At 40.2% G+C, this 22,776-nt stretch carries 25 protein-coding genes and 1 tRNA gene; 9 read left to right on the top strand and 17 right to left on the bottom strand.

Annotated features, from left to right (window positions below; genetic code table 11):
• Positions 1–124 precede the first annotated feature (124 nt).
• From EHO65_RS03810 to EHO65_RS19865, 6 genes are read right to left on the bottom strand one after another with little or no spacing between them, the layout of a single operon-like run.
• On the bottom strand, positions 125–1,339 hold the full coding sequence (locus tag EHO65_RS03810) for an Lsa36 family surface (lipo)protein (protein ID WP_135772836.1): 1,215 nt from the start codon (positions 1,337–1,339) through the stop codon (positions 125–127).
• Between the two features lie 34 nt (positions 1,340–1,373).
• Positions 1,374–2,504, bottom strand: a complete 1,131-nt coding sequence (locus EHO65_RS03805; protein ID WP_100725210.1) for an acyl-CoA dehydrogenase family protein — start codon at positions 2,502–2,504, stop codon at positions 1,374–1,376.
• 14 nt (positions 2,505–2,518) lie between these two features.
• Positions 2,519–4,669, bottom strand: coding sequence for a cAMP/cGMP-dependent 3',5'-cyclic-AMP/GMP phosphodiesterase (locus tag EHO65_RS03800; protein ID WP_135772835.1), 2,151 nt, complete (start codon positions 4,667–4,669; stop codon positions 2,519–2,521).
• A 31-nt stretch (positions 4,670–4,700) separates the two neighbouring features.
• On the bottom strand, positions 4,701–5,015 hold the full coding sequence (gene trxA / locus EHO65_RS03795) for a thioredoxin (protein WP_086446488.1): 315 nt from the start codon (positions 5,013–5,015) through the stop codon (positions 4,701–4,703).
• Positions 5,016–5,068: 53 nt separating this feature from the next.
• On the bottom strand, positions 5,069–5,878 hold the full coding sequence (locus EHO65_RS03790; protein WP_135772834.1) for a hypothetical protein: 810 nt from the start codon (positions 5,876–5,878) through the stop codon (positions 5,069–5,071).
• Positions 5,879–5,882: 4 nt separating this feature from the next.
• Positions 5,883–6,050, bottom strand: coding sequence for a hypothetical protein (locus EHO65_RS19865; protein ID WP_167482001.1), 168 nt, complete (start codon positions 6,048–6,050; stop codon positions 5,883–5,885).
• 117 nt (positions 6,051–6,167) lie between these two features.
• Here EHO65_RS19865 and EHO65_RS03785 point away from each other — a divergent pair, with 117 nt between their 5' ends.
• The 4 genes from EHO65_RS03785 to EHO65_RS03770 all read left to right on the top strand — a co-directional run bounded on the left by EHO65_RS03785 (position 6,168) and on the right by EHO65_RS03770 (position 9,741).
• Positions 6,168–6,416, top strand: coding sequence for a Sec-independent protein translocase subunit TatA/TatB (locus EHO65_RS03785; protein WP_100709623.1), 249 nt, complete (start codon positions 6,168–6,170; stop codon positions 6,414–6,416).
• Between the two features lie 119 nt (positions 6,417–6,535).
• Positions 6,536–7,333, top strand: coding sequence for a twin-arginine translocase subunit TatC (gene tatC / locus EHO65_RS03780; RefSeq protein WP_135772833.1), 798 nt, complete (start codon positions 6,536–6,538; stop codon positions 7,331–7,333).
• A gap of 1 nt (position 7,334) precedes the next feature.
• Entirely contained in the window at positions 7,335–8,435 is a 1,101-nt protein-coding gene (rktP, locus tag EHO65_RS03775; RefSeq protein ID WP_135772832.1) for an Arg-Lys translocation region protein phosphatase RktP, read from the top strand.
• A gap of 259 nt (positions 8,436–8,694) precedes the next feature.
• A complete protein-coding gene (locus tag EHO65_RS03770; RefSeq protein WP_135772831.1) occupies positions 8,695–9,741 on the top strand; it encodes an NAD(P)-dependent alcohol dehydrogenase in 1,047 nt (348 codons plus the stop codon).
• A 107-nt stretch (positions 9,742–9,848) separates the two neighbouring features.
• On the opposite strand, the gene clpX is transcribed toward EHO65_RS03770, so the two are convergent.
• The 8 genes from clpX to EHO65_RS03730 all read right to left on the bottom strand — a co-directional run bounded on the left by clpX (position 9,849) and on the right by EHO65_RS03730 (position 15,552).
• Positions 9,849–11,120, bottom strand: coding sequence for an ATP-dependent Clp protease ATP-binding subunit ClpX (clpX, locus tag EHO65_RS03765; RefSeq protein ID WP_135772830.1), 1,272 nt, complete (start codon positions 11,118–11,120; stop codon positions 9,849–9,851).
• Positions 11,121–11,132: 12 nt separating this feature from the next.
• On the bottom strand, positions 11,133–11,726 hold the full coding sequence (gene clpP, locus EHO65_RS03760; protein WP_008592146.1) for an ATP-dependent Clp endopeptidase proteolytic subunit ClpP: 594 nt from the start codon (positions 11,724–11,726) through the stop codon (positions 11,133–11,135).
• A complete protein-coding gene (gene tig, locus EHO65_RS03755; protein WP_135772829.1) occupies positions 11,717–13,105 on the bottom strand; it encodes a trigger factor in 1,389 nt (462 codons plus the stop codon). The genes clpP and tig overlap by 10 nt, the downstream gene beginning before the upstream one ends.
• 37 nt (positions 13,106–13,142) lie before the next feature.
• Positions 13,143–13,214 (bottom strand) — tRNA-Gly (locus tag EHO65_RS03750).
• 112 nt (positions 13,215–13,326) lie between these two features.
• The gene (locus tag EHO65_RS03745; protein ID WP_135772828.1) at positions 13,327–13,938 is read right to left on the bottom strand and encodes a molybdenum cofactor guanylyltransferase; all 612 of its coding nucleotides are present in this window, start codon (positions 13,936–13,938) and stop codon (positions 13,327–13,329) included.
• Positions 13,925–14,362, bottom strand: a complete 438-nt coding sequence (locus EHO65_RS03740) for a molybdenum cofactor biosynthesis protein MoaE (RefSeq protein WP_135772827.1) — start codon at positions 14,360–14,362, stop codon at positions 13,925–13,927. Before EHO65_RS03740 ends, EHO65_RS03745 begins: the two co-directional genes overlap by 14 nt.
• 1 nt (position 14,363) lies before the next feature.
• Positions 14,364–14,606, bottom strand: coding sequence for a MoaD/ThiS family protein (locus EHO65_RS03735; protein WP_135772826.1), 243 nt, complete (start codon positions 14,604–14,606; stop codon positions 14,364–14,366).
• Between the two features lies 1 nt (position 14,607).
• Positions 14,608–15,552, bottom strand: coding sequence for a radical SAM protein (locus EHO65_RS03730; RefSeq protein ID WP_135772989.1), 945 nt, complete (start codon positions 15,550–15,552; stop codon positions 14,608–14,610).
• 79 nt (positions 15,553–15,631) lie between these two features.
• Here EHO65_RS03730 and EHO65_RS03725 point away from each other — a divergent pair, with 79 nt between their 5' ends.
• Positions 15,632–16,690: a HesA/MoeB/ThiF family protein gene (locus EHO65_RS03725; protein WP_135772825.1), complete on the top strand. Its 1,059-nt coding sequence runs from the start codon at positions 15,632–15,634 to the stop codon at positions 16,688–16,690.
• 636 nt (positions 16,691–17,326) lie between these two features.
• Here EHO65_RS03725 and EHO65_RS03720 read toward each other — a convergent pair.
• Complete coding sequence (locus tag EHO65_RS03720; RefSeq protein WP_135772824.1) at positions 17,327–17,917, bottom strand: DJ-1/PfpI family protein; 591 nt, start codon at positions 17,915–17,917, stop codon at positions 17,327–17,329.
• Between the two features lie 102 nt (positions 17,918–18,019).
• Between EHO65_RS03720 and EHO65_RS03715 the strand changes: the two genes are divergently transcribed.
• The 4 genes from EHO65_RS03715 to EHO65_RS03700 are packed head-to-tail and all read left to right on the top strand — an operon-like array spanning position 18,020 to position 19,769.
• Entirely contained in the window at positions 18,020–18,400 is a 381-nt protein-coding gene (locus EHO65_RS03715) for an ArsR/SmtB family transcription factor (RefSeq protein WP_100725369.1), read from the top strand.
• Between the two features lies 1 nt (position 18,401).
• Positions 18,402–18,911 carry an SRPBCC family protein gene (locus tag EHO65_RS03710; RefSeq protein WP_135772823.1) on the top strand — a complete coding sequence of 170 codons (510 nt, stop codon included), beginning with the start codon at positions 18,402–18,404 and terminating at the stop codon, positions 18,909–18,911.
• 5 nt (positions 18,912–18,916) lie between these two features.
• Positions 18,917–19,312, top strand: a complete 396-nt coding sequence (locus EHO65_RS03705; protein ID WP_135772822.1) for a hypothetical protein — start codon at positions 18,917–18,919, stop codon at positions 19,310–19,312.
• Between the two features lie 4 nt (positions 19,313–19,316).
• Positions 19,317–19,769 (top strand): VOC family protein, encoded by a 453-nt coding sequence (locus EHO65_RS03700; RefSeq protein WP_135772821.1) that lies wholly within the window; start codon positions 19,317–19,319, stop codon positions 19,767–19,769.
• Between the two features lie 41 nt (positions 19,770–19,810).
• On the opposite strand, the gene EHO65_RS03695 is transcribed toward EHO65_RS03700, so the two are convergent.
• Both EHO65_RS03695 and EHO65_RS03690 read right to left on the bottom strand, forming a co-directional pair.
• Positions 19,811–21,925, bottom strand: coding sequence for a molybdopterin oxidoreductase family protein (locus tag EHO65_RS03695; protein ID WP_425269324.1), 2,115 nt, complete (start codon positions 21,923–21,925; stop codon positions 19,811–19,813).
• A gap of 138 nt (positions 21,926–22,063) precedes the next feature.
• A complete protein-coding gene (locus tag EHO65_RS03690; protein ID WP_135772819.1) occupies positions 22,064–22,744 on the bottom strand; it encodes an arylesterase in 681 nt (226 codons plus the stop codon).
• Positions 22,745–22,776 lie beyond the last annotated feature (32 nt).

Raw genomic sequence — 22,776 nt, 5'->3', positions numbered from 1 at the left:
TCACTAAATTTCAGACTTTTGCATTCTACTAATAATACTGCAAAAGGCGTGCCTTTTTTGTATAAGCTTATATAAAAATAAGAGAAATGTACAGCCCAGCTAAAGCCAGGCTTAGACACTATATTTAAAGGGCGAACTTAATACCTAAGTTTGCAGAATAGATCTTATCGTCAGTGGCCATAGCTTCTGCCAATACCTTGAACATTAATATGTTCAATTCGAAGCCGCCCACGAAATAGTTCATCTGAGTTCTAACTTCAGCAGATCCGCTAGTATTCAAGGATAATGTACCACCTGCATTACCATTCATCTGTTGGATGACCTGAGGAGGAAGACCCGAAGCGTTAGGATCCAAAGCCAAATATAAGGGACCGCTTACTCCCAAATTCAATTTGGTGTATCCTGTATTGTTCGATATACCCGCACCGGCAAATAAGGTTAAGATATAAAAGAGTCGAACCCCGGTTCTAATATCCACCGGAACAGATTGTACCTTCGATTGATAAGCGAAGTTAACATCTGCATCCCATTTACCTGTGGCAGGACCAAACTCAACTTTAACTGCGTCTGTTCCACTCGGGTGATAATTCATAGTGATCTCTTCCCATTTTCTGTGGAAGCCAACACCTAAACTAAGTCCCGTAAATCCGAAAAAGTCCAGTTTGGTGTATCTTTCTTTCGCGATCTGAAATCTAACAGTCATTCCAAAACTGTTTACATTGCCAGACATAGATAAGTCTTTTGAAGTTGAATCACTCAGTGATTTAATATCTCCATTGGAGATATTACCTTGGAAGCCGTGGGCATAAATATTGATCCTATGCAGGAAAGATCTGCCTGAATCCTTTTCATCCTCAGTCGGTTGGTGAGAAGGTCCCTGGCCGAGTAACCAGCCTAAATTCACACCTACCATTACTCCTGGATTGATCGAAGCTCCTACATTCGGGAACTTGGGAATGGAAATATCGCCGTATTGGATATTTATATCATCCTTTTTGACTCCCGCAACTCCAAGCCCCGCTCCTACTTGGAAACGGTTCACTGTTCCTGGTCCCATCATAGAAGAGTTGATGTTTGCAAGAACGGAAGCGTCCGCCATGGACTTTGTAAGCTCATTCAAATATTCTTTGCGGATGGTTTCTTCTAAACCATTGAACTGAGCCACCGTCGAGGCAGGAATTATACTACAGACATTGTTTCCGGAAGCAGGAGGAATACAGGATACCTGTGCCTCTGCGGAAGAAACTGGGATGAAATATAAGGAAGAAGCTAAAATAAGGAAGGCGGCATACCGAACACACCGCCTAATTATACTCTTTAAAGGAGCCATTCGATCCATTTTACCCTTGGACGATAGCTATTTCGAGTTTATTTCAGAGTCCTAAACTTCCACCAATAATTTCTTTCATGATTTCGGTGGTTCCCGCGTAGATTGTTTGGATCCTTGCATCCAAATACGCTCTTGCGATCGGGTATTCCATCATATAACCGTATCCTCCGAAAAATTGGAGGCAGAGGTCAGTATGACGTTTTTGCATCTCAGTGGAATAATACTTAGCCATAGAAGCCTCTACAGTTAATTTTTTTCCAGCTATATGCTCCGAAACCACTTTGTCGACGAAGGTACGGCACATTTCCAGTTCCGTAGCCATCTCCGCCATTTGAAATTTGATGTGTTGAAAACTTCCGATCTTTTTCCCGAAAGCCATCCTCTCTTTAATATATTTTAGAGTCATTCTCTGAACAAGTGCAGTGGCTTCTACCGCTGCGATTGCCAATACGAGACGCTCTTGCGCGAGTTTCATCATCAAATAACGGAAACCTTGTCCGTCTTTTCCGATTACATTCTCTTTAGGAACGACTACGTCGTTGAAGTATAATTCCGAGGTATCCTGGGCTTTTAGTCCGATCTTCTCGAGATTACGACCTCTTTCGAAACCTTTCATCCCCTCTTCTATCATAACAAGTGAAATCGTACCGTTTTCATGTTTCACGGCCGTAATTACTAAATTTGCAAGCTGTCCGTTGGAAATAAATGTTTTTTGGCCGTTGACCACATAATGGTCTCCTTTATCCACGGCAGAAGTTCTTAGACTTTTTAAATCGGAACCTGCTCCAGGTTCTGTCATAGCGACCGCTAAAATGCTATCTCCGCTACAGCAACCTGGTAACCATCTTTTCTTTTGTTCTTCATTTGCGTAAGCACTGATATAAGGAGCGATCACATCATTATGAAGTGATACGAAAAATCCGCTGTTTCCTGATCTGGAAGATTCTTCTATTACAACAACGTTATATAGAAAGTCCGCACCTGATCCACCGTATTCTTCCGGAACGTCAGGGCAAAGCAGTCCGCTTGCTCCCGCTTTTTTCCAAAGTTCTTTCGGAACCATTCCGACTTTTTCCCATTCATGATGATAAGGAGCTACTTCAGTTTCAAAAAACTTACGTGCCATATCACGAAAAGCTTCATGCTCTTCGGTAAATTGTAGGACTCTTTCCATTTATATCTCCCGTGTCAGTAGACGGTATTCATTCTCATGTAAACGCCGGGATTCCGTTTAATGTACTGGATGAGTTCGTTCTGAGAAATAGAGAACAATTCCGTTTCTGATTCTGCTTGGAACGTGTAATTGGACACCAGCTTTTTGGATATAGAGTAAATCTCTCCCACGAAATCTCCGTCGGTCAACTCGGCCAATTTTTTACCGTGTTGATATACGCTTACTTTTCCATGACGAATAATATATGCCTCGTGGTAAAACGCTTTTTCCGTAATAAGCACTGAACCTTTGTTCACCTTGGAAAGTCTCATGATCATTTCTAATTGAGTGACCTGATGACTTGTAAGTCCTTTGAAGTGACGTGAATCTAACAGTGTTTTCCAAGAGTTACTATCACGAATGCTGTTCAGTCGTATCAAGTTTTGTCTTAGATCCGTATTTCTGATAAACTGTAAGAACTTATTCTTCTCGATTGTAAGAGCTACTACATCTGTTTCTGCAAAAACGTCCGCAGCTCTAGGAAGATCTAGAACGAGAGATGCTTCTCCGAAATACTCGTATTGTCCGTATCGTTTAATGGGTGCTATATCGGCATCCCCAAGAAGGCCTTCGAACTTTACGTTTCCGGAAGCGATGATGTAAAATTTATCACCCGGGGTTCCCTTCTTGATGATCTGATCGCCACGTTTGTATTTTTCTTCCCGGACGATCAGTAGGAATTCCTTCGCCTTTTCGATCGGGAAACCGCTGAAAATATCAATTTGGCTTAAGATATCTAGAAGGTTATAAGCCTCCATATGTTTAGGAGGAGTGATCTCCGGATACACAGTGTTCTCTATTCCGAAACGAGCCAGTTTCAGTTTAGTGCCTGGAGGCATATCCGTTCTTGCGATATGATATACGGTGATCTTTTCCTGGATCTCAGGAGGTAAACTCGCTAAATAACTAACCCTTGTATGAAGAGGAGGAATTCCAGCTTCATGATAGATAATCCTTCTGTCCCAAGGAAACTCTTTTAAGAATTTCCAGCGAGATTCGGGAAGAACTCCCTTCTCATACATCTTATCGTGAACTTCAGGTTCATTCAAATGATCGGAAGTATACACAAAAGATTGGTCTTGGAAGAAGAACTCAAATCCTACAGAAGGAATGGAATGTAATGCATAATGAAAATTGAATTCTCCACCGTTGATCATCGCAGGTCTGCCTATGATGATTTGTTGGAAATTGAAAAGTTCGAGTAATTCCTTACGAGGGATCTTAGTAAGAGCTGAATATTTACGGATAAAACTTTCCATCACAGTTGCAGTTGCATGGATCGTGATCTTAGTCTCTTCCATAATTTTTTGGAAAGTTCCAGCATCATGATCCGCATGGCAATGAGTGAGAATAACGTGGTTGATTAACTTAGGATTTACATTAGACATCCTAAGCCATTCAGTTGAGTTCACAGGAGGATCCACCATGATACCTTGGTGATTCAACCAGATAATAAAACCGGAAGTGTTGTCCTCAGGATCGAATCCATGAGAAGGCCCGAGACAGGTGATACCAAGTAAAGGAGCTTGGAAAGGCTCTTCTAACCTATGACCGATCTCGTATTTAATATTGAATCCAACTTCTCCGGGGATCTCGGTCTCTTTCGTTCCATCAGTAATCCTAAAATCACCAGAAGGAAGTTTACGTACCAAAACCTTTCCGAGGTTGACCATATTATCTCTATCGAATACTTGGAAGTCGACTACATCGTCTAGTCCCTTATATCCTCTGAAATAACCCATCTCAGCTTTCATATCAGGAAAGCCGAAAGATTCAGCTCCATCCAAATATTCGGATTCTAAATTGATCTCTTCAGGACCCATTAAGGATTCTTTAAGTACTGTAATAAGCTGATCTTTTTGTTCAGCAGTACAGATGATCGTGGTCTTTTTTTGTCTTAAGAAGAAGTTAAAGTAAATCGGGAATTCAAGCTCTGCGGTGCTGATCCCCTTTTCTACGTGGAAAAATTTGTTAGGAAGTATAAATACCAGGGGAGTCTTTTTTTCAGCCATCGTGTCTTTGATGGTTTCGGGAGGAGAACCGATCTGAAAGAAGCCCTCGCTTGTTTCGACTAAATAGCCCCCTCTAGGAAGCTCAATATATCCCCTGGTTTGTTCTTTTAGCATGAAAAATTCCGCCGCAGTCGAGATCGAATTTTTATTTATGTCTTTCGATGAAACTTTTGATTTGCGCCTTAGGAAGAGCTCCTATGATCTTATCCACCAATTGTCCGTCTTTGAAAAGTAGAAGGGTCGGCAAGGATTGGATATTTAATTTTTGTGCCGTGTCCTGGTTGTCGTCTACGTTTAATTTTTTAATTTTTAAGATATCGTTCATCTCGGACGAAAGTTCTTCCAGAACCGGGGAAACCATTCTACAAGGACCACACCATTCGGCCCAGCAATCTACTAGGACCATGCCCTTATTGATCTCGGAACTGAAAGTTGAATCGTTTATTTCGGTCAATGCCATGAGTTAGATTTTCTCCTATTTTTTTCCCACTCTTTATAACAAATTGGACGGGTCTATTTCTTCTTTTTCTTCTTTTCCTTCTCGGCTTCTATCGACTCTACCTTTTCTTTTAGGGATTCGATCAGGGTTTTTGTCTTCCCCAAGTCCTCCGTTTCGCCCGTAGTTTGCAGGATTTTACGGTTTACCTCCAAAAGGGATATGGATTTTTTCAGATCCCCGGCGTCCTGGGTGGATAAATCGAATTTGGCACGATATTCCTGAGCGGCAAAGTTACAAAGTTCCAGAATTAAGTTATAATGTTCCTGCCTAGGATAGTAAAACGGATTCTCTAAGTCTCTTTCCTTCTCAAAAGCCCGAAAGTCAAAAAGATTCTTACTAAGTATGGCTATTTTGAAATGTATCTCCGGAAAGCTCCATTTCCATTTGGAGTTGGATCCGAATGCCTCGATCGTATTTGTAGTGCAGGTCCTGAGTCCCTTCACGTAATTCAGTCTTTGGAGAGGATTAAATTCTAGGATTTTAGCCAGAAGGTCCTTATTTTCCCCCAGACCAGACTCGAAGTCGGTTCCGACTACTTTCTCCATAAAGGAGATCGCGCTATAAATTTCTTTCCTCCCCTGGTTGAGGTAGGTATCCGATTTTAGATCCAAGATCGCTACTGAGATCTCGTTGATAAGAAGACAGGTATTTATGTTTTTGATAGAATTTAAGGAAAGTGCCACATTGAAGTAAGCTTCCATTTTAGGATCTTTTCTGGATTGGGCTTTGAGAAGATTCCCTTCCTTCTTCAAATCCTCCAAAAATGCGCGAAAATCCGCCAGTTTCTCCTGGAATTCTTGCTTCTGTTCCTTAGTAAGAGCCATTCAATTATACCTGCACATTTATCAGACTTCCGACAGAAAGAGCGTACATATAATCGGAATTGGGAGTATTCTCCGCTTTTTTCCGATCTTCTTCTTTTTCTTCCTCTCCACCCGGTTCTCGAACTGGAAGAGGAACGGAGATTGAATCTAAGGAGTTGGATTCTATTCTCATAAACTCGACCGTTTTGCCTTTCTATCTGAACCAAAGTCCCAATAGAATTATCGGCTTGTTCCTACTAACTATTTGACATATATTACAGAGGCAAAATTCTAACTAAGGAGACAGTATATGTACGCACCACTCGCATTTTTAAATTTAGGCCCTTGGGAAATCTTTTTCATACTAGGTTTAGCTCTCCTGCTTTTCGGGGGCAAGCGACTTCCCTCTTTAGCAAAGGATTTAGGAGACGGAATCCGCCAATTCCGCAAATCTCTTTCCGGAGATGCAGAATCTGAATCTGCTAAAATCCAGGAACCGGAAACAAAACAACCGGCGGCTCCTGCTTCTTCTCCTAAAAAATCCAAAAAATCCGCTTAATAACACGATTTCGCGCAGAAGACACAGAGTTCGCTGAGAAAGTTTTAGGAGAAAGTTCTCCCATATTCAAACCTCAGTGAACTCCGCGCGGGACTTTATGTTAATTCCAATCTTTCGATATGCCTTCTAAAAAAAAGAGCCTTTCCAGTATTCCTCAGCCAACAATCTCAGCTCCAGAGGAAAGTCTTCCTCATGATAGAGAAAAGTTTATGACCCTAGGGGAACATTTAGAAGAACTACGTTCCGTACTCATTCGTTCTATTCTAGTGTTCACTTTTTTTTTCGTAGTCGCTTTATATTTTGGAGAAGAGCTGCACAAGATAGTTATCAAACCGTACAAGAACATTTTGGGAGAGTCTGCTACATTCTACCAAATCAAACTCATGGCTCCTTTTATGGTTTATCTAAGAACGGGATTTATGGTTTCTATCTTGATCACTTTTCCTTTCGTGTTGGCGTTCTTATGGAGCTTTGTATCTCCCGCACTAGAGCCAAGAACCGCAAGACTCGGAAAAGCACTTATAGCATTCTCCACCGTTTTATTTTGGTTAGGAGTTTGGTTATGCTGGGCCCAAGCATTCGAAAGTTTTCTAAAAATATTTTTAGTTACTGTCCGACCTTTAGATATTGAAACCAGGCTTCCTATCGACGAATACTATGATGTATTCTTCAATATGCATTTGATCTTCGGATTATCTTTCCAACTTCCGGTGATCATGGTACTCTTAGCTGCAGTCGGAATATTGAAACTTTCCTTTTTGCTAAGACATTGGAGAGAAGCATTTATAGGGATCGCATTTGCTGCTGCAGTATTATCCCCTGGACCTGATGTCATCTCCATGTTAATGTTATTCGTTCCATTGCTCGTCCTATTCGGGATCTCATTGGTACTAATCGCAATTATAGAGAGGAAATGAGTTGTTTCCGAATCTTCAGTCCAAGCATAAATTGGCGTTCGCTTCTTTTACGGCATCTTTCGTATTATTTTTATCTTATCTACTTTTAGATGATTTTCTATTTGGAGAAGAGATCAGAAAAGAATTAAGAGCATTTGTTTGGATCCGACTCGGGGTCGGGCTTTTCTTCTCCGTAATACTTGGAATACTCACCTATTTTCTTCTAAATTTAAGTTTTAAATCCCTTAAATCAATTTCTCAACTATTGCAAAACTGGTCCCAGGATGTGTATGAGGATTCTGGAGAATCGGAAAGAGAAGATGAGCTGGGAGAACTTGCTAGACATTTCCGGATCGCTCTCTACCAGAAAAAAACAAAAGAAGAAACCGTTTCTCAAGAGTCCTTAAACAAAAAGGAAAGGGAACTTTCGGACAAGATCCAGAAATTTTTCCATAAGATCAGACTTCATAAGATCAAAAATCTAGACATCACTGTTTTTCCACGTTCCTCCGACAGCGGAGAATCGGATTATGCGAATATTATACCGACTGCTGACGGTTGTTTTGGAGTATTAGCAGGTTTTCCAAATCATGGAGCAATTGAATCTTCTCTCAAGGCAAGGATAGAAGGTATGATCTCACTTGCTCAGGAAACCACTGGACTTAGGGGAGAAGATCTACTCTATAAAGTCGATCGTGCTCTCAGATCTACACCTATCTCTTATCTAAATCTCACATTATTTTATTTAGAAACCAGAAATGGAGAAGCAGGTATCCTGCAATTCCAAAAACTTCCTGCGATTGTCCAAAAAAATGGAAAAACGAATATATTACCGATCTCTAAACAAGTATTCTATGATTTCAGAAGTTCTACAAGAGAAGTGAAAAAGATCCAAATCAGGCCCGGAGAATATTTGGTTTTCCTAAGCGATAGACTGACTGAACTTACTAGTTCCGCAGGTGTTGCTCCACTTCTTATCCAACTCCAAAATTGGAGTTCCGGAAGAGAATATAAGAACTCCAGAGAACTTACTCTGGACTTTGGAAGATTTTTAGAAATGGAATCCGGTAAAAAAGGACTTTCTAAAGCAGCAATCTTGACTGTTGGCCGGGTCCGGGATTAGTTATTTTCGCGCCAAGGCGCAAAGAAAAGAAGATTTCTCTACTAATTGCATAAATCCTTAGCGGCTCGCGTGAACCCATTATTGTGGATAGACCAAGGACCAATGTAAAATTTTAGGAATAACAGAAAAAAGAAAATCAGTTCTTCTTGTAGTCTGTCTAATTTTCTGAAAAATCAGTTCGGAAAATTCTCCGGACTCGATTCCCGAATTTCTCACCACTTGAAGTTCATCCAATATCAAATCCAAAACGAGGAACAAAATGATTCCAACCAAAGGTTTTGCTGCAGCTACGGCCAAGGTTCCGCTAGCTCCATTTACATTCGAAAGAAGAGAAGCAAAAGACGAAGACGTCGTAATCGATATCAAATACTGCGGGATCTGCCATTCTGATATCCACCAAGCCAGAGACGAATGGGGAGGCTCTATCTTCCCAATGGTCCCGGGCCATGAGATCACAGGTGTGGTTTCAAAAATCGGCTCCAAAGTCACTAAGTTCAAAGTAGGAGATAAGGTAGGAGTCGGTTGTTTTGTGGACTCTTGCAGAGAATGCCAATATTGCAAAAGCGGATTGGAACAATTCTGCGAAGGCGGCATGAGTGCGACCTACAACGGAAGAGAGCAGGACAGAAAGACCCCGACCTATGGTGGTTATTCCGACAAGATCGTTGTGGATCAAAATTATGTATTAAGAATTCCGGATAATCTTCCTTTGGATGCTGCGGCTCCCCTACTTTGTGCAGGGATCACTCTTTATTCTCCACTTGCTCATTGGAAAACTGGGCCAGGTAAAAAAGTTGCGATCATTGGACTTGGTGGATTGGGTCATATGGGTGTAAAAATTGCTCATGCTTTAGGTGCAGAAGTTACAGTACTCAGCCAATCCAATAAAAAAGAAGCAGATGCAAAACGCCTAGGCGCGGATCATTTTTATGCTACTTCAGAAAAAAGTACATTCAGCAAATTAAGAGGAAGTTTTGATCTGATCATCAACACTGTTTCCATGCCTTTGGACTGGAATGCGTACCTAAGTCTATTAAGAGTAGATGGTTCGATGGTAGTGGTTGGTGTTCCGGAAGAGCAAGTGCCGATCGGGGCATTCTCTTTGATCGGTGGCCGTAAAAGCCTGGCAGGTTCCCTTATAGGTGGGATCGCGGAAACACAAGAGATGTTGGATTTCTGTGGAAAACATAATATCACCAGCGATATTGAACTAATCCCAATCCAGAAAGTAAACGATGCCTACGAAAGAGTCGTTAAAAGTGATGTACGTTACAGATTTGTGATCGATATCGCTAGTTTAAATTAGGAAGGATTTTTCACGCAAAGACGCTAAGATAAGAAGGTCTTAGAAATTACTAAGAAAAAACTTAGCGGTCTTCACGGCTTCGCGTGAGAAAAATTCCGAGTAGAATCTTAAGCGATTTTAGGTTCTTTTTTCAGAACTAGTTTCGGAGGTTTGGTTCCGGCTACCGCATCTTCTGTGATGATCACTTCTTCTACATCTTTGCGAGAAGGGATTTCATACATCAGATCCAGCATTAGATTTTCTACGATAGCACGTAGTCCTCTGGCTCCGGATGCCCTTTCGATAGCAAGCTGAGCGATCTTGTCGATAGCTGCTTCTTCGAAGGAAAGTTTTACATTTTCCATTTCTAGGATTTTGGTATATTGGCGCAAGATTGCGTTTTTAGGTTCTCTGAAAATACGTTTGAGCATTTCTACACTCAAGTCTTGCAGAGTAGCAATCACTGGCATACGGCCGATAAACTCAGGGATAAGTCCGAACTTCATCAAGTCTTCCGGGATTACTCGAGCTAAGATCTCACCTTTGCTCTCATCTCTTAAGATCTTGCCGTCTTTTTCATCGCTACCGAATCCGATCGTTTTTACACCGGTCCTGGTTTTGATGATATTATCCAGGTCTACGAATGCTCCACCCAGAATGAACAGTATATTTTTAGTATCTACCTGCAGATATTCTTGGTGAGGATGTTTTCTTCCGCCCTGAGGAGGAACATTTGCAACTGTTCCTTCTATAATTTTTAAAAGTGCTTGTTGTACACCTTCTCCACTCACGTCTCTCGTGATGGATGCACTGTCAGATTTGCGAGCGATCTTATCTACTTCGTCTATATAGATAATCCCGATCTCCGCCTTTTTGATATCATTATCCGCGTTTTGGATCAGCTTGAGTATGATGTTTTCCACATCTTCTCCCACGTATCCAGCTTCGGTAAGTGCGGTGGCATCTACGATCGCAAACGGGACTTTGATGATCTTTGCAAGAGTCTGTGCCAGAAGTGTTTTTCCGGAACCTGTAGGTCCAATCAGAAGAATATTCGATTTTTCTAATTCGATATCCGCTTTTTTGTCTTTGAGATAAATTCGTTTGTAGTGATTATAAACCGCAACGGACAAAGCTTTTTTAGCATGGTCTTGTCCGATTACGTATTGGTCTAGGATCGCTTTGATAGCGGCAGGATTAGGGACTTCTCCCAAAAGTTCTGTACGTTCTTTTTCCTGTTCAGGCTCTTCTGCAATAATCTCATTACAGAGAGAGATACATTCGTCGCAAATATAAACACCTGGACCGGCAACCAGTCGTTTTACGGAGTCTTGTTCTTTTCCGCAGAACGAACAAAATAATTTTTGTTTATTATTGGTTCCGGTCGGTTTTTTTGCCACGGGATCCCCCTATCAGTTCTTTTGACGCTCTATAGAAATTACGGAATCGATAATCCCGTATTTTTGGGCTTCTTCTGGAGTCATGTAAAGGTCCCTTTCGGTATCCTTTTGCACTTCTTCCACAGACTTACCCGTGTGTTTAGCGTACAAACCGTTTAACACCTGTTTCAACTTCAAAACTTCCTTAGCTTGGATAGCGATATCGGAAGCCTGACCGGTAGCTCCTCCGGTTGGCTGGTGCATCATAATTCTGGAATGAGGAAGAGCAGATCTTTTGCCCTTTGCCCCGCCTGCCAGAAGAAGAGCGGCCATAGAAGAAGCCTGACCAATACAAAGTGTACGAACGTCGGCCTTAATATACTGCATAGTGTCGTAAATGGCAAGCCCGGAAGATACATATCCGCCCGGGGAATTCAGATATAAGTAGATGTCCCTATCCGGATTTTCCGCATCCAGGAACAGTAGTTGGGCGATGATTACGTTCGCGTAATCGTCAGAAATTGCGTCACCTAGAAAGATAATTCTGTCCTTTAAGAGGCGGGAAAATACGTCATACCGCATTTCTCCGCGACCGGTTTGCTCTATTACTGTAGGAATTATTGCCATACTTCTCCAGTTTCCTTATTAGAAAGGAATTCCTTTAGCTGACGGATACTCATCTTCTCGTTGTATTTCTTTTCTACAAGCTGGAAGAGGGTATCGTCTATCTTTTTTGCTAAAAAATTGTCCCGGTAAGTTTCCAGAAGTTTACCTTTTTCCAATTCTTTTTTAAAATCGGCGTCAGGCATACCATATCTTGAGGCAAGGGTCGAGATTTCGCGGTCGAAATCCTCGTCCGTCAAAACGATATTTTCGGTTGAAGCAAGTTTCTGTCTGGAGAAATACCCTTTCAGTCTATTTTCTGCGATGGTTTTGAAGGAATCCCTTACTTCTTCTAGAGGTTTTCCTACCATTTCTGCATATTTTTCGATACTTGGGATCTGTTCTTTAGGAATTCTGGCCTGGCCTCTTCCTAAAACATCTTGCATCATATTCTGATACACATGCTCTGATTCTTCAGTAAGATAGGATTCAGGGAAAATAAACTTGGAATCCGCTACCAGTTCCTTGTAGATCTCTTCCATCTTCTTATTTTTTACGGCTTCGGTATAATTCTTTTGTAGATCAGTTTTGACCTTATCTTTCAAAACTTGCAAAGAAGCAGAACCATCGTATTCGCTCGCAAGATCATCGTCCAATTCAGGAAGAACTTCTTTATAGATCGCCTTTAAGGTCATGGCGAATTCCATCTTCTTGCCGGCCAGATCTTCTCTTGGATAATCGCTAGGATAGGTATAGGAGAAGTCTTTGGTCTCCCCAGTCTTAATGCCGTACAGGTTGTCGTCAAAACCAGGAAGATTATTAGCTTCTCCTAATTTATAATCGCTTGAACCGTTTTTAGCGTTCTTAGGCTCTTGCCCGTCTTCCTTCACTTCGAATTCCATATCAACGATATCGCCGTTCTCGGCTCCTTCGCTTGGTTCTCTCAGAAGTTTTCTGGCAAGTTGTTTACGGACAAACTGAAGTTCTTCGGTGATATCCTCATCGGTAACTTGTACTTCAGGAAGTTTGATCTTGATCTTTTTGTATTTCCCTAAGGAAACTTCCGGATCAGTATCGTAGACCGCAGTTGCCACTAAACTTTTTTCAGGAACATAGTCCTCTACAGTAAATTTAGGGAAACGTACAATCTTGTGTTCCAGTTTTCCGGAAAGTTCACTTACAGTTTCTAATAATAGAAGATTGATTGCGTCGTTTGCTACCGAGTCTCCTAAATGGCGTTTTACCATTTCGATCGGTGCTTTTCCAGGACGGAAGCCCGGGATCTTGAGATCCTTTTGTTTTTCTTTATAAGTCTTTTCGAACGCCTTTTCTAGATCGTTCTTATCAAAGGTTAACTTAAGGTCTACGGATGCGTTTTGATTTTTCTTAGTCTTGAATTCCATGGTCTCAGAAGACAGAAAGCGGAGGACGCCTTCTGTAAGCGGGAAACGGGATTCGAACCCGCGACCCCCTCCTTGGCAAGGAGGTGCTCTACCACTGAGCTATTCCCGCATGGTTGGTAGAACCATGTTTTCTCTCCCAAACCCCATGTAAATCGGTTTTTGACCGGAAACCTATAGTCCGCATGCGGGCTTCAAGAGCCTGGACCTTTTGGGACAGGCTCTTATGACTTTGGAAGGTTTAGATCCTCGGGAGAATTTAGGTTGATAAAGGAGGATTTTTCCATTTCCGGAATATCCAAAAGACTAGGATTTCCATTTTCCATTAGAGTTTTAGGAGAAAATGAATTTAAGCTACCTTTCTCAAATTCTTGGAATAAAAATCGCAGATACTCGGAAGAATAAAGACCGCATAACGGTTCAATCCCTTCTTTCGTTTGGTAAAAAATGCCTGAACCGATTATTTCTTTTTTAGAATATAACCTAGCCAAGGTTTTAATCCTCATATAAGGAATATCCACCGCTAAAACCAAAAAGTTTTTAATCTTAGGATCGTTTTGGAAAAGAAGAAAGGAACTGAAAATCCCTTGTAAAGGGCCATGCATATTTGGAATGGAATCAGAGATGAGAAACTCATTCGGAACGTGTTTGGAATATTCTTCTCTTTGCTCTTCTCGAATGGAAACTCTTACATTCTTACATAAGAATTTTAGTTTTTTATAAGATTCTATAAGAAAGAATTTTTGACTTTTTAAGGAGAGAAAGGACTTATCCCTTCCCATTCTGGAACTTTTACCACCAGCAAGTACGATCCCTACTGAATCAATGGCTCTCATGTGCGCAGCCCTTCGACCACTCGGAAGAACCGTCTAAATAAAATTCCTTTTTCCAGATCGGAACCTCATGTTTCACCCGATCAATGATATAACGATTGGATTCATAAGCTTCTGCCCTATGTATTGATCCTGTTTCCACGATCACTGCTATTTCAGAAATTCCTAATTTTCCAACTCTATGGATACAGTTCGCATGAAGAAGGTCCCATTTTTTGCAGGCATCCTCAAGAATTGCCCGGATCATCTCGTTTGCCATAGGAGCATAAGCTTCGTATTCTAGATGAGTGACCTTCTTACCTTCGTTTAGATTTCGGACAATCCCGGAAAATACAACAAAACCGCCCATCTCGGGAATATCCGGTATTTGAGAAGAAACAAAAATAGGAGAAGAAGATATATGAGAATGAGCTTCCAATACTGACATATCAACCACCGCTGGAAGGAGGAAGCACTGCTACCACTGAACCTTCTCTCAGAACAAAATCATCACTTACGATCGATTGATTCACTGCAAATCTACTAACTTTTAAAATAGATTCAGAACCAGGATTAGTGCGAGTAAGAATTTCTCTAAGATGTACGATAGAATCTCCTTCGGAGACTTCTATCTTTTTTAGATCCGGAAAATGGTCTTTAACTGCGGCAAAAAACAAAAGTTGTATATCCATCTTATCCGCCTATATATTTCATAGAAAGTTCACTTCCGGTAAACTCGTTTTTTTTGGTCTTCATTGCAAGATCTAAAGAATTCTCTAACTCTGATTCGTCTTCCGAAACTGGGAAAGATCGGAAATCGCTTAAACATCCGTAAATTTTCCCCAGATGATCCATCCTAAGACGATTACAACCATTGCAGAAAGGTTCCGTATGATTTGCAATTAGCCCGAATCTATAATTTTCAGAAGTGCGATAATATTTTGCCGTAGATTCAATAGCAGTCATCTCCGATTCAAAATCGAATTCTAAACCCAACTCTTCCTTTATTTTTGCAGCGGAGAAGAATAACTCGGAATGTTTTGCTCTAAGAGGTCCCATCTTCATAAGTTCCAAATAACGGATCGGAAGATTTCTTTCTCCCGCCCAATGAAGAAGCGGACGGATCTGCTCTTCATTATAACCTTTTAATACAGTGCAATTGAGTTTAACCTCCAGGCCTGCTTGGATTGCTTCTTCTATCCTATTTAATAAACGAATTACAGGAAGATTTTTGCCGGAGATAAGAGAAAAAGATTCTTGGGAGAGTGAATCCAGGGAGAAGTTCATCCTATCAAGACCTGCGAGTTTTAGATCCTTAATAAGACCATCTCTGAAAAATCCATTGGAAGTCAGAGCGATATTCGGGATCTTCTCCTCTTTAGCCACTCGAACAAGACTAGGAAGATCTTTATGAAGAGTCGGCTCTCCACCAGTTAAATGAATTTCTTTCAGTAAAATTTTACGGGAAAGAAGAAGTATATTTTTACGAAGAAGCTCTGGGCTTAAAAAAGAACCGTTTGCTCCTTCTCCATTTAAAGCAGTGCCGGGAGCACAGTAAACACAGCCGAATCCGCAAGAGGATGTAACACTCACTCTAAGCACTTCGAATTTTCTACCGTAAGCATCCACGATGTCCAAGCTTACCATACCCGGACGCTTATGAAAGCCAATTAAAAAGTCTTGTCGGTTATGCGAAAATATAAGATGCTTTCATTAGATGAGTCCGGAACAGAAAAAGTATTTTTCCAGACAAACTAAACTGCCTTTTTTGGGAGAATCCGGTCAAAATGGGCTCCTCCAAAAATCAGCTTTGGTGATCGGTCTCGGAGGTCTAGGCTCCCCTGCTTCCTTACATTTAGCAACTGCAGGAGTGGGAAGGATCGGCCTTTGGGATTTTGATACAGTAGAATTAAGCAACCTTCATAGACAAACCGCATTCACTCTTTCTGATATTGGCAGAAAAAAAACGGAAACCACCAAGGAATATATACAAGCCAGGGTCCCAGGAATACGATTAGAGACATTTACAGAAATTTTTTCAGAGAGAATAGATCCGAGTATATTCAAAAATTGGGATATTGTTCTGGATTGTACGGACCAGATCCAAGCGAAATATACAATCAATCGATTCTGCATCCAAAATTTTAAGCCGCTTGTAACCGCTTCCGTTTTTAGGACAAGCGCCCAAATAGCGATCTTCTCCCCTCATGGAAAACCTTGTTATAAATGTTTGTATCCGAATTTAGAAGGATCAGAACTTATTTCCTGCGAAGATGGAGGAGTTTTAGGAGTACAAACTGCAATCGCAGGTTTATACCAAGCTTCTTTTGCGATCCAACACCTACTCTTTCCTGAAAAATCTCCGACCCATTCTACTTTCCAATTGGAATGGGAGTCTCCTCTTATGTATGAAACTTTTTTGGAAGCGGATCCAAATTGTATAGAATGTGGTTCCGGCAAAAGAGAAGAAACTTTTAGAGATGAGATTGACTTAAAGGATTGGAAAGAATGGAAGAAGGACCCAAAATATATTTTGTTAGATGTGAGAGAATCGGAAGAAAGAAAAGAAACTCCGATTGGAAATTCTATATTTTCTCCTCTTTCAGAACTTTCGACAAACTCTGTACTAAATTTTTCTAAAGAAAAAATCTATATTACAATTTGTGAATCAGGCATTCGATCTAAAAAAGCAGCTAAAATTTTAAAGGAAGCGGGACTTACTGCTTATTCTTTGCAGGGAGGAAGGAAAATTTTGGTTTTAGAAGAGATTATTTGAATACGAGAACTTCTATCGGAGGACATAGACTCTCTCAATATACCTACATTATAGAATAAACAAATAAACCGGCTATTACATAAACTGGCGCATATTGGAGTAAAAATCGAGAAAAAAATATGCCTGATAGACGGAGAGATAAATTGTTCCTTTTATCATTCAATTTCTCTTTTATTTCCTCCATTGCATATCTGTTCCATCCGTAACATTCAAACCAAATTACTTTTCCCGAAATCGTTTCCAAAGCTATTGTGCTTATCCACTGATAATATTGCAAATATACATATTTGATCTCGTCTTTACTAAAATGTCCAGAGGACAAAAGCCTATTTTTAGAATATTGCTTATATAAAAACTTATCATCCGTAATTAAAATTTCTAAATTTGGGCTAAAAAACCAAACAACCGCTCGTATGAAAGCTGAGATAATAAAAAATAAAATTATAAAAGTAACTACGTTAGCTTTGGTAAGAAAAAGAGAAAGAACCAAGATGACAATTAATCTAGAGAAAACAACAAGCGAATCTATAAAAAAGGATTGGGATCTAAATCTATAACTTTTGTGCATATTCATCCGCAAATAATAAATAACTATCTCAAAAACTAATTCAATGATTTTATATTCATCTTAGGAAATCACAGATAAGAATCAAATTCCATTCTTCTGGCAGTAAACTCAGCGATCTTATTACCTACTAATTTCTCTACCAAATGTAAGGACATTAAGATCCCTCGAGAAACTCCTCCTGAAGTCAGGATATGTCCATGATCTATAAATTTCTCATTAACCACATTTTTGATCTTAGGATAATTTTTACGTAAAGTCTCTTGGTCCATCCAATGAGTGGTCACTTCCATCCCATCTAGAATTCCTGCCTCTGCGAGTAAAAATGCGCCGGTACAGATAGAAGCTAAAATTTTTACCTTAGGTTCCATTTCTTTAATCCAATTAAGTAATTTCTTATTGTGGATCTCTATCTCTTCTGCCCCGTATCCTCCAGGAATAATTAAAATATCCGGAATACCTGCTTCTTCCAAAGTAAGATGGGGAAAAACTGGAAAACGATTCCTGGCATGTAGAAGTTCCTTCTTTTCAGCAATTATAGAAACTTTAAATAATTTTTCCTTATTTTCATTCTCAGTGATAGAAAACACTTCGTAGGGACCGGAAAGATCCAAAACTTCCACCTCGTTAAATGCCAAAATATGAACGCTAATCTGCTCCATAATCCCTCTTTGTCACATTCTTAACTACAAACGGCTTAGGAAATAATTTCTTAAAAAAGTACTTGCTTATTTCCAATATATAACCATATGGTTATATAAAATATGAATCATGCACTTAGTCAGTCAGCTAGATTGGATGCAACGTTTGCCGCCCTCTCAGATCCCACAAGAAGGGCGATCCTATCGCGTTTAGCGAATGGAGAGGTTTCCGTAATGGATTTGGCAAAACCATTCTCCATGAGCCAACCCGCAATTTCTAAACATCTAAAGGTTTTGGAAAAAGCCGGACTCATCACTGGGATCAAGGATGCCCAGAAAAGATTACGCAAATTAGAAGCCAAACCATTGGAAGAAGCTACTGAATGGCTGGAGAATTATAGAAAATTCTGGGAAGGAAGATTCAATCAATTGGATTCACTTATAGAAGAATTAAAACTTTCTAAACGACCTTCCCCAAAACGTAAAAATAAAAAAGGAGAATAGAATGAGCAGCTTTGTTGGAACCCTAAAGGTAGAAGCTAAAGGAGACAGGGAAATCGTTATGACCCGCGAATTTAATGCGGGGAAAGATCTGGTATTCGACTGTTTTACAAAACCTGAATTAATCAAACGTTGGTTATACGGTCCGGATGGATGGAGCTTGGATATATGCACTGTAGATCTGAAAGTGGGCGGAAAATATAGATATGTTTGGAAATATCTAAAAGACGGATCTACTATGGGAGCGGGAGGAACTTATAAAGAAATTTCAGGACCTGATAAATTAGTTCAGACTGAGGCTTTTGACGAAGCTTGGTATCCTGGAGAAGCTTTGCTCACAACTACGTTTGTCGAAACCTCAGGTAAAACATTTATTACGATCAATGTTCTATATGAAACTAAAGAAGGAAGAGATACAGTGATCAAATCTCCGATGGAAGGCGGAGCTTCTCAAAGTTATAATCGCCTGGAAACATTACTCAATACTCTTGCCAAAACAGCTGAAGGAAAATAATAATCATGAACCCAAAAACAATTTCTATCTTAAAAAGTATCGGCGCCGTATTTACCGGTATTTTGATCAATGTTATACCAGCGATCTCTATTGATGAAGTATTACATATTACTAATTGTTATCCACCTATGGGAGAAAGAATGTCTGATAGTTTATTCCTCCTCGCAAGCTCCTATCGCTTGGCACTTGCTGTCCTCGGAGGATTTTTCACTGCAAAACTTTCTCCTCATAGCCCGATCGGACATGTGATCACACTAGGCGTAATCGGAACAATCGCAAGCACTCTAGGCCATATCCAAATGGGAGACCAAGGTCCTGCTTGGTATTCTATAGGACTCATCGTAATTTCTATCCCTCTTTCTTGGTTGGGTGGATTTATATTCCTAAAACGTAAAGGATAAGATTATGCAAAAGGCAATTCCATTTTTAATGTTCGAGCAAGGTTTGGAAGAAGCACTCCAATTCTATTCTGGCATATTCAAAAATATGAAAATAGAAAATCTTACTAAACTAGGTGGAGGAATGGCTTCTGCCAAGTTTGAGATAGAAGGCCAAAAGTTTTTGGCTTTTACTGGAGGACCTCATTTTAAATTTACTGAGGCATTCTCCATCTATATTAGTGCAGAGACTCAGGCAGAAATAGATGATCTATATGAAAAACTTTCTGCCGGCGGGAGCAAACAACCTTGTGGCTGGGTAAAAGATAAGTTCGGTCTATCTTGGCAGATTATTCCTCCTATCCTAGAAAAATATCTATATGATAAAAACCAAGAGAAGGCGCAACGAGTAACTCAAGCAATGTTACAAATGTATAAGATAGAAATTTCAAAACTACGGGAAGCTTACGACAAAAATTAAGTTTTGATTCCGCCCGGTTCACGGGCGGATTTGTTTCGGGCCTAAGCCGATCTTTTGCTTAAAGAGACCGGAATACCGCTAAACGCTGCATTTCCGGAAAGTTCGTCTAATACCTGGTCGTCCGTTAGATCGTTGATACTGGAACCGGCAAATTTAGAAGCGACTTGGAGAGAAACCCCTTCTTTTGCATGTCCGAATCCATGAGGAATACTCACCACTCCCCTCATCATCTCTTCGGTAATTTCTGCAGGTAATCCAATCTTACCTACTCTGGATTCCACAAGTACTTCCTCTTCTTCTTTAATTCCGAGAGCACTTGCATCTTCCGGATGGATCATGAGTGTGCAGCGATCTTTTCCGGTCATTAGTTTTGGAAGATTATGCATCCATGAATTATTATTTCTTAAATGTCTTCTTCCTATCAGTAAGAAAGAACCATTTTCTTTTTTGTCTGTGAGAAGTTTTTGTCCGTATTTTGCCAATCGATCCAAATCGGAAACCACTTCCTTAGGAACAAGTCGGATCATCTTGTCTTCCGTCCAAAGTCTGTCAGGAAAACAAGGTTTCAAGGCTCCAAGATCAACTCCATGTGGACTGTTTTTCAGGAGTTCTAAACTCATTCCAACGGAAGATCCGGATTTTTCTCCATAAGGGCCTGATTTTAAAGCATGATCAATAATCGCAGAAGGAGTGATCTTTGTTTTGATCAATTCTTTAGGAAGAGGTTTTTCTGATTTAAGAAGTTCGATTCTTTTGGTAAGATCCGAAAAAATTTCCCAATCATGAAGCATTCCTTCTTCAGGTTCGAATGCAGGTTGATTATATCTAACTGTATTTCGTACCGCAAAAACATTAAACACTAAATCGTAATGATCATGTTCCAAAGCAGAACTTGGTGGAAGAATATAATGAGCGTGTTTTGTTGTCTCATTCAGATAGAAGTCCACACTTACCATAAACTCCAAACTTGAAACTGCCTTCTCTAATTGAGAACCGTTTGGAGTTGATAATAACGGATTTCCGGCAGAAGTTACTAGTGCCTTCACTTGACCTTGTCCCGGAGTTAAAATTTCTTCTGCAAGTGCTGCAACAGGTAATTCTTCGTTAAATTCAGGTAAATCCCTGACCCTTGAACCGTAAGTATGAAAACTTCCTGGAGAACTTTTCATCACTCCTTTTGGATCGATCATGTCCACGGCAGGAAGTGTAAACATTGCACCTCCAACTGAGTCCATATTTCCAGTGATACAATTGATTGAATTGATCAACCATTGGCAAAGCGCACCGAATGCTTGTGTAGAAACTCCTACACGACCATAACATACTGCACCGTTCGCTTTCGAAAATTCGAATGCGATCCTCTCTACTGTTTCTACAGAAATTCCGGTTAACTTTTCCGTCTCATTTGCAGGGTACTGAGCCGCAATCGATTTTAATTTTAGTAAATCTTCTTCTTTGATTAAGGAATTTTTCTTTGTTAAGTTTTTCTTAAATAGTACATCTATAATAGAAAGAAGGAAGAATGCATCCGTTCCTGGCAGAATAAAATGATGTTCATCCGCATGAACTGCAGTTTCAGTCTTTCTTGGATCTATAACTACGTATTTACCGCCTCTTTCCTGTATCTCTTTTAATCTCTTTTTTACATCCGGAACAGTCATTAAACTTCCATTAGATGCAAATGGGTTTCCGCCTAGGATCAAAAAGAAATTGGTTCTATCTATATCGGGAATTGGAACCAGTAGTTGGTGGCCGAACATCCAATAAGAAAGTAATTGGTGAGGAAGCTGGTCCACAGAAGTTGCAGAATAATTATTTTTAGTTCTTAAACGCCCTATAAACCTTTGGCCGAATAACATGGAACCGTAATTATGGACGCTTGGGTTTCCGCTATATACTGCGATGGAATCGTTTCCGTACTTATTTTGGATCTCCACAAGTTTTGTAGCGATATCAGTGAGAGCTGTGACCCAGTCTACCTTCTCCCATCCATTCTCAGTACGTTTTAAAGGAAATTTAAGTCTGTCAGGATCTTCGTATAAATTTTTAAGTTCGGGTCCTTTCGCACAAAGATGACCTCTACTGAATTTATCCTCTTTATCTCCTCTAACTGCAACTACTACATCGTCCTCTATCTCTAGTCTGAGTCCGCACATAGCTTCGCATAAAGTACATGATCTATAATGTTGGCGTACCATTTCTTGCCCCTGTCCCAGGAAGGAGTTATCTCCTATCCGAAATCAGAAAGCAAGCATTTACAAATATTGTTGTACTTTAATGATTGGATGCTCGAACTATTTCAATAGTTTGTTCAAATAAGGAACCAGATGTTTAGAGAGTATTTTATGACCTTCTGCAGTGGGATGGATCCCATCGTCTTGGTTCAATTTTCTATCTCCTGCAACGCCTGCTAGCAAGAATGGCATAAATTCAGTCTTTTCTTTTTTAGCGACTCTCGGAAAGAGACTCGCAAATTCTTTTGCGTATTGGGGCCCCATATTCGGAAGCGTTCTCATCCCAATTAATAGAATTTTAATGGAAGGATATTTTGCCCGAGCCTCGCGAATAATCCTTGTTAGATTCTCCTCAGTCATCTTTGTAGGAAGTCCTCTTAAAGAATCGTTTGCTCCCAATTCCAAAACGAACACATCATATTTTGTATTCAAAACCCAGTCTAGTCTTGCGAGTCCACCTGAAGTAGTGTCGCCGCTAACACCCGCATTTACATATCCCAGATCCGGATATTTTTTTTGGAGTTCCAAAAAGGATAGATGAGCAAAAGATTCTTCCGGTCCATTCAAGCCATAACCGGCAGTTAAACTGTCTCCAAAGAAAAGGATCTTTTTGCCGTTTGTTTTTGTTTCCATCTTTGGAGAGACCTTTGGTTCTTGCTCGGAACCTTCTTTATTGCAAGAAGCAACAAAAGCAAAGATTACTAAAATACTGAAAAATCCATAATATGATAAACGGCTCATTTTTTCTCCTATCTACAATCCGACCCATCATG

Origin of the sequence: Leptospira andrefontaineae, from assembly GCF_004770105.1 — a bacterium.
Lineage (GTDB): Bacteria > Spirochaetota > Leptospiria > Leptospirales > Leptospiraceae > Leptospira_B > Leptospira_B andrefontaineae.
The sequence above is the reverse complement of the archived record's forward strand: the minus strand, read 5'-3'. Positions and strand labels throughout refer to the sequence as shown.

Coding starts and splice junctions, on each gene's coding strand:
- EHO65_RS03810 (WP_135772836.1), bottom strand. CDS start 1,339: ATGGATCGAATGGCTCCTTTAAAGAGTATAATTAGGCGGTGTGTTCGG.
- EHO65_RS03805 (WP_100725210.1), bottom strand. CDS start 2,504: ATGGAAAGAGTCCTACAATTTACCGAAGAGCATGAAGCTTTTCGTGAT.
- EHO65_RS03800 (WP_135772835.1), bottom strand. CDS start 4,669: ATGCTAAAAGAACAAACCAGGGGATATATTGAGCTTCCTAGAGGGGGC.
- trxA (WP_086446488.1), bottom strand. CDS start 5,015: ATGGCATTGACCGAAATAAACGATTCAACTTTCAGTTCCGAGATCAAT.
- EHO65_RS03790 (WP_135772834.1), bottom strand. CDS start 5,878: ATGGCTCTTACTAAGGAACAGAAGCAAGAATTCCAGGAGAAACTGGCG.
- EHO65_RS19865 (WP_167482001.1), bottom strand. CDS start 6,050: ATGAGAATAGAATCCAACTCCTTAGATTCAATCTCCGTTCCTCTTCCA.
- EHO65_RS03785 (WP_100709623.1), top strand. CDS start 6,168: ATGTACGCACCACTCGCATTTTTAAATTTAGGCCCTTGGGAAATCTTT.
- tatC (WP_135772833.1), top strand. CDS start 6,536: ATGCCTTCTAAAAAAAAGAGCCTTTCCAGTATTCCTCAGCCAACAATC.
- EHO65_RS03770 (WP_135772831.1), top strand. CDS start 8,695: ATGATTCCAACCAAAGGTTTTGCTGCAGCTACGGCCAAGGTTCCGCTA.
- clpP (WP_008592146.1), bottom strand. CDS start 11,726: ATGGCAATAATTCCTACAGTAATAGAGCAAACCGGTCGCGGAGAAATG.
- tig (WP_135772829.1), bottom strand. CDS start 13,105: ATGGAATTCAAGACTAAGAAAAATCAAAACGCATCCGTAGACCTTAAG.
- EHO65_RS03745 (WP_135772828.1), bottom strand. CDS start 13,938: ATGAGAGCCATTGATTCAGTAGGGATCGTACTTGCTGGTGGTAAAAGT.
- EHO65_RS03740 (WP_135772827.1), bottom strand. CDS start 14,362: ATGTCAGTATTGGAAGCTCATTCTCATATATCTTCTTCTCCTATTTTT.
- EHO65_RS03735 (WP_135772826.1), bottom strand. CDS start 14,606: ATGGATATACAACTTTTGTTTTTTGCCGCAGTTAAAGACCATTTTCCG.
- EHO65_RS03725 (WP_135772825.1), top strand. CDS start 15,632: ATGAGTCCGGAACAGAAAAAGTATTTTTCCAGACAAACTAAACTGCCT.
- EHO65_RS03720 (WP_135772824.1), bottom strand. CDS start 17,917: ATGGAGCAGATTAGCGTTCATATTTTGGCATTTAACGAGGTGGAAGTT.
- EHO65_RS03715 (WP_100725369.1), top strand. CDS start 18,020: ATGAATCATGCACTTAGTCAGTCAGCTAGATTGGATGCAACGTTTGCC.
- EHO65_RS03710 (WP_135772823.1), top strand. CDS start 18,402: ATGAGCAGCTTTGTTGGAACCCTAAAGGTAGAAGCTAAAGGAGACAGG.
- EHO65_RS03705 (WP_135772822.1), top strand. CDS start 18,917: ATGAACCCAAAAACAATTTCTATCTTAAAAAGTATCGGCGCCGTATTT.
- EHO65_RS03700 (WP_135772821.1), top strand. CDS start 19,317: ATGCAAAAGGCAATTCCATTTTTAATGTTCGAGCAAGGTTTGGAAGAA.
- EHO65_RS03695 (WP_425269324.1), bottom strand. CDS start 21,925: ATGTGCGGACTCAGACTAGAGATAGAGGACGATGTAGTAGTTGCAGTT.
- EHO65_RS03690 (WP_135772819.1), bottom strand. CDS start 22,744: ATGAGCCGTTTATCATATTATGGATTTTTCAGTATTTTAGTAATCTTT.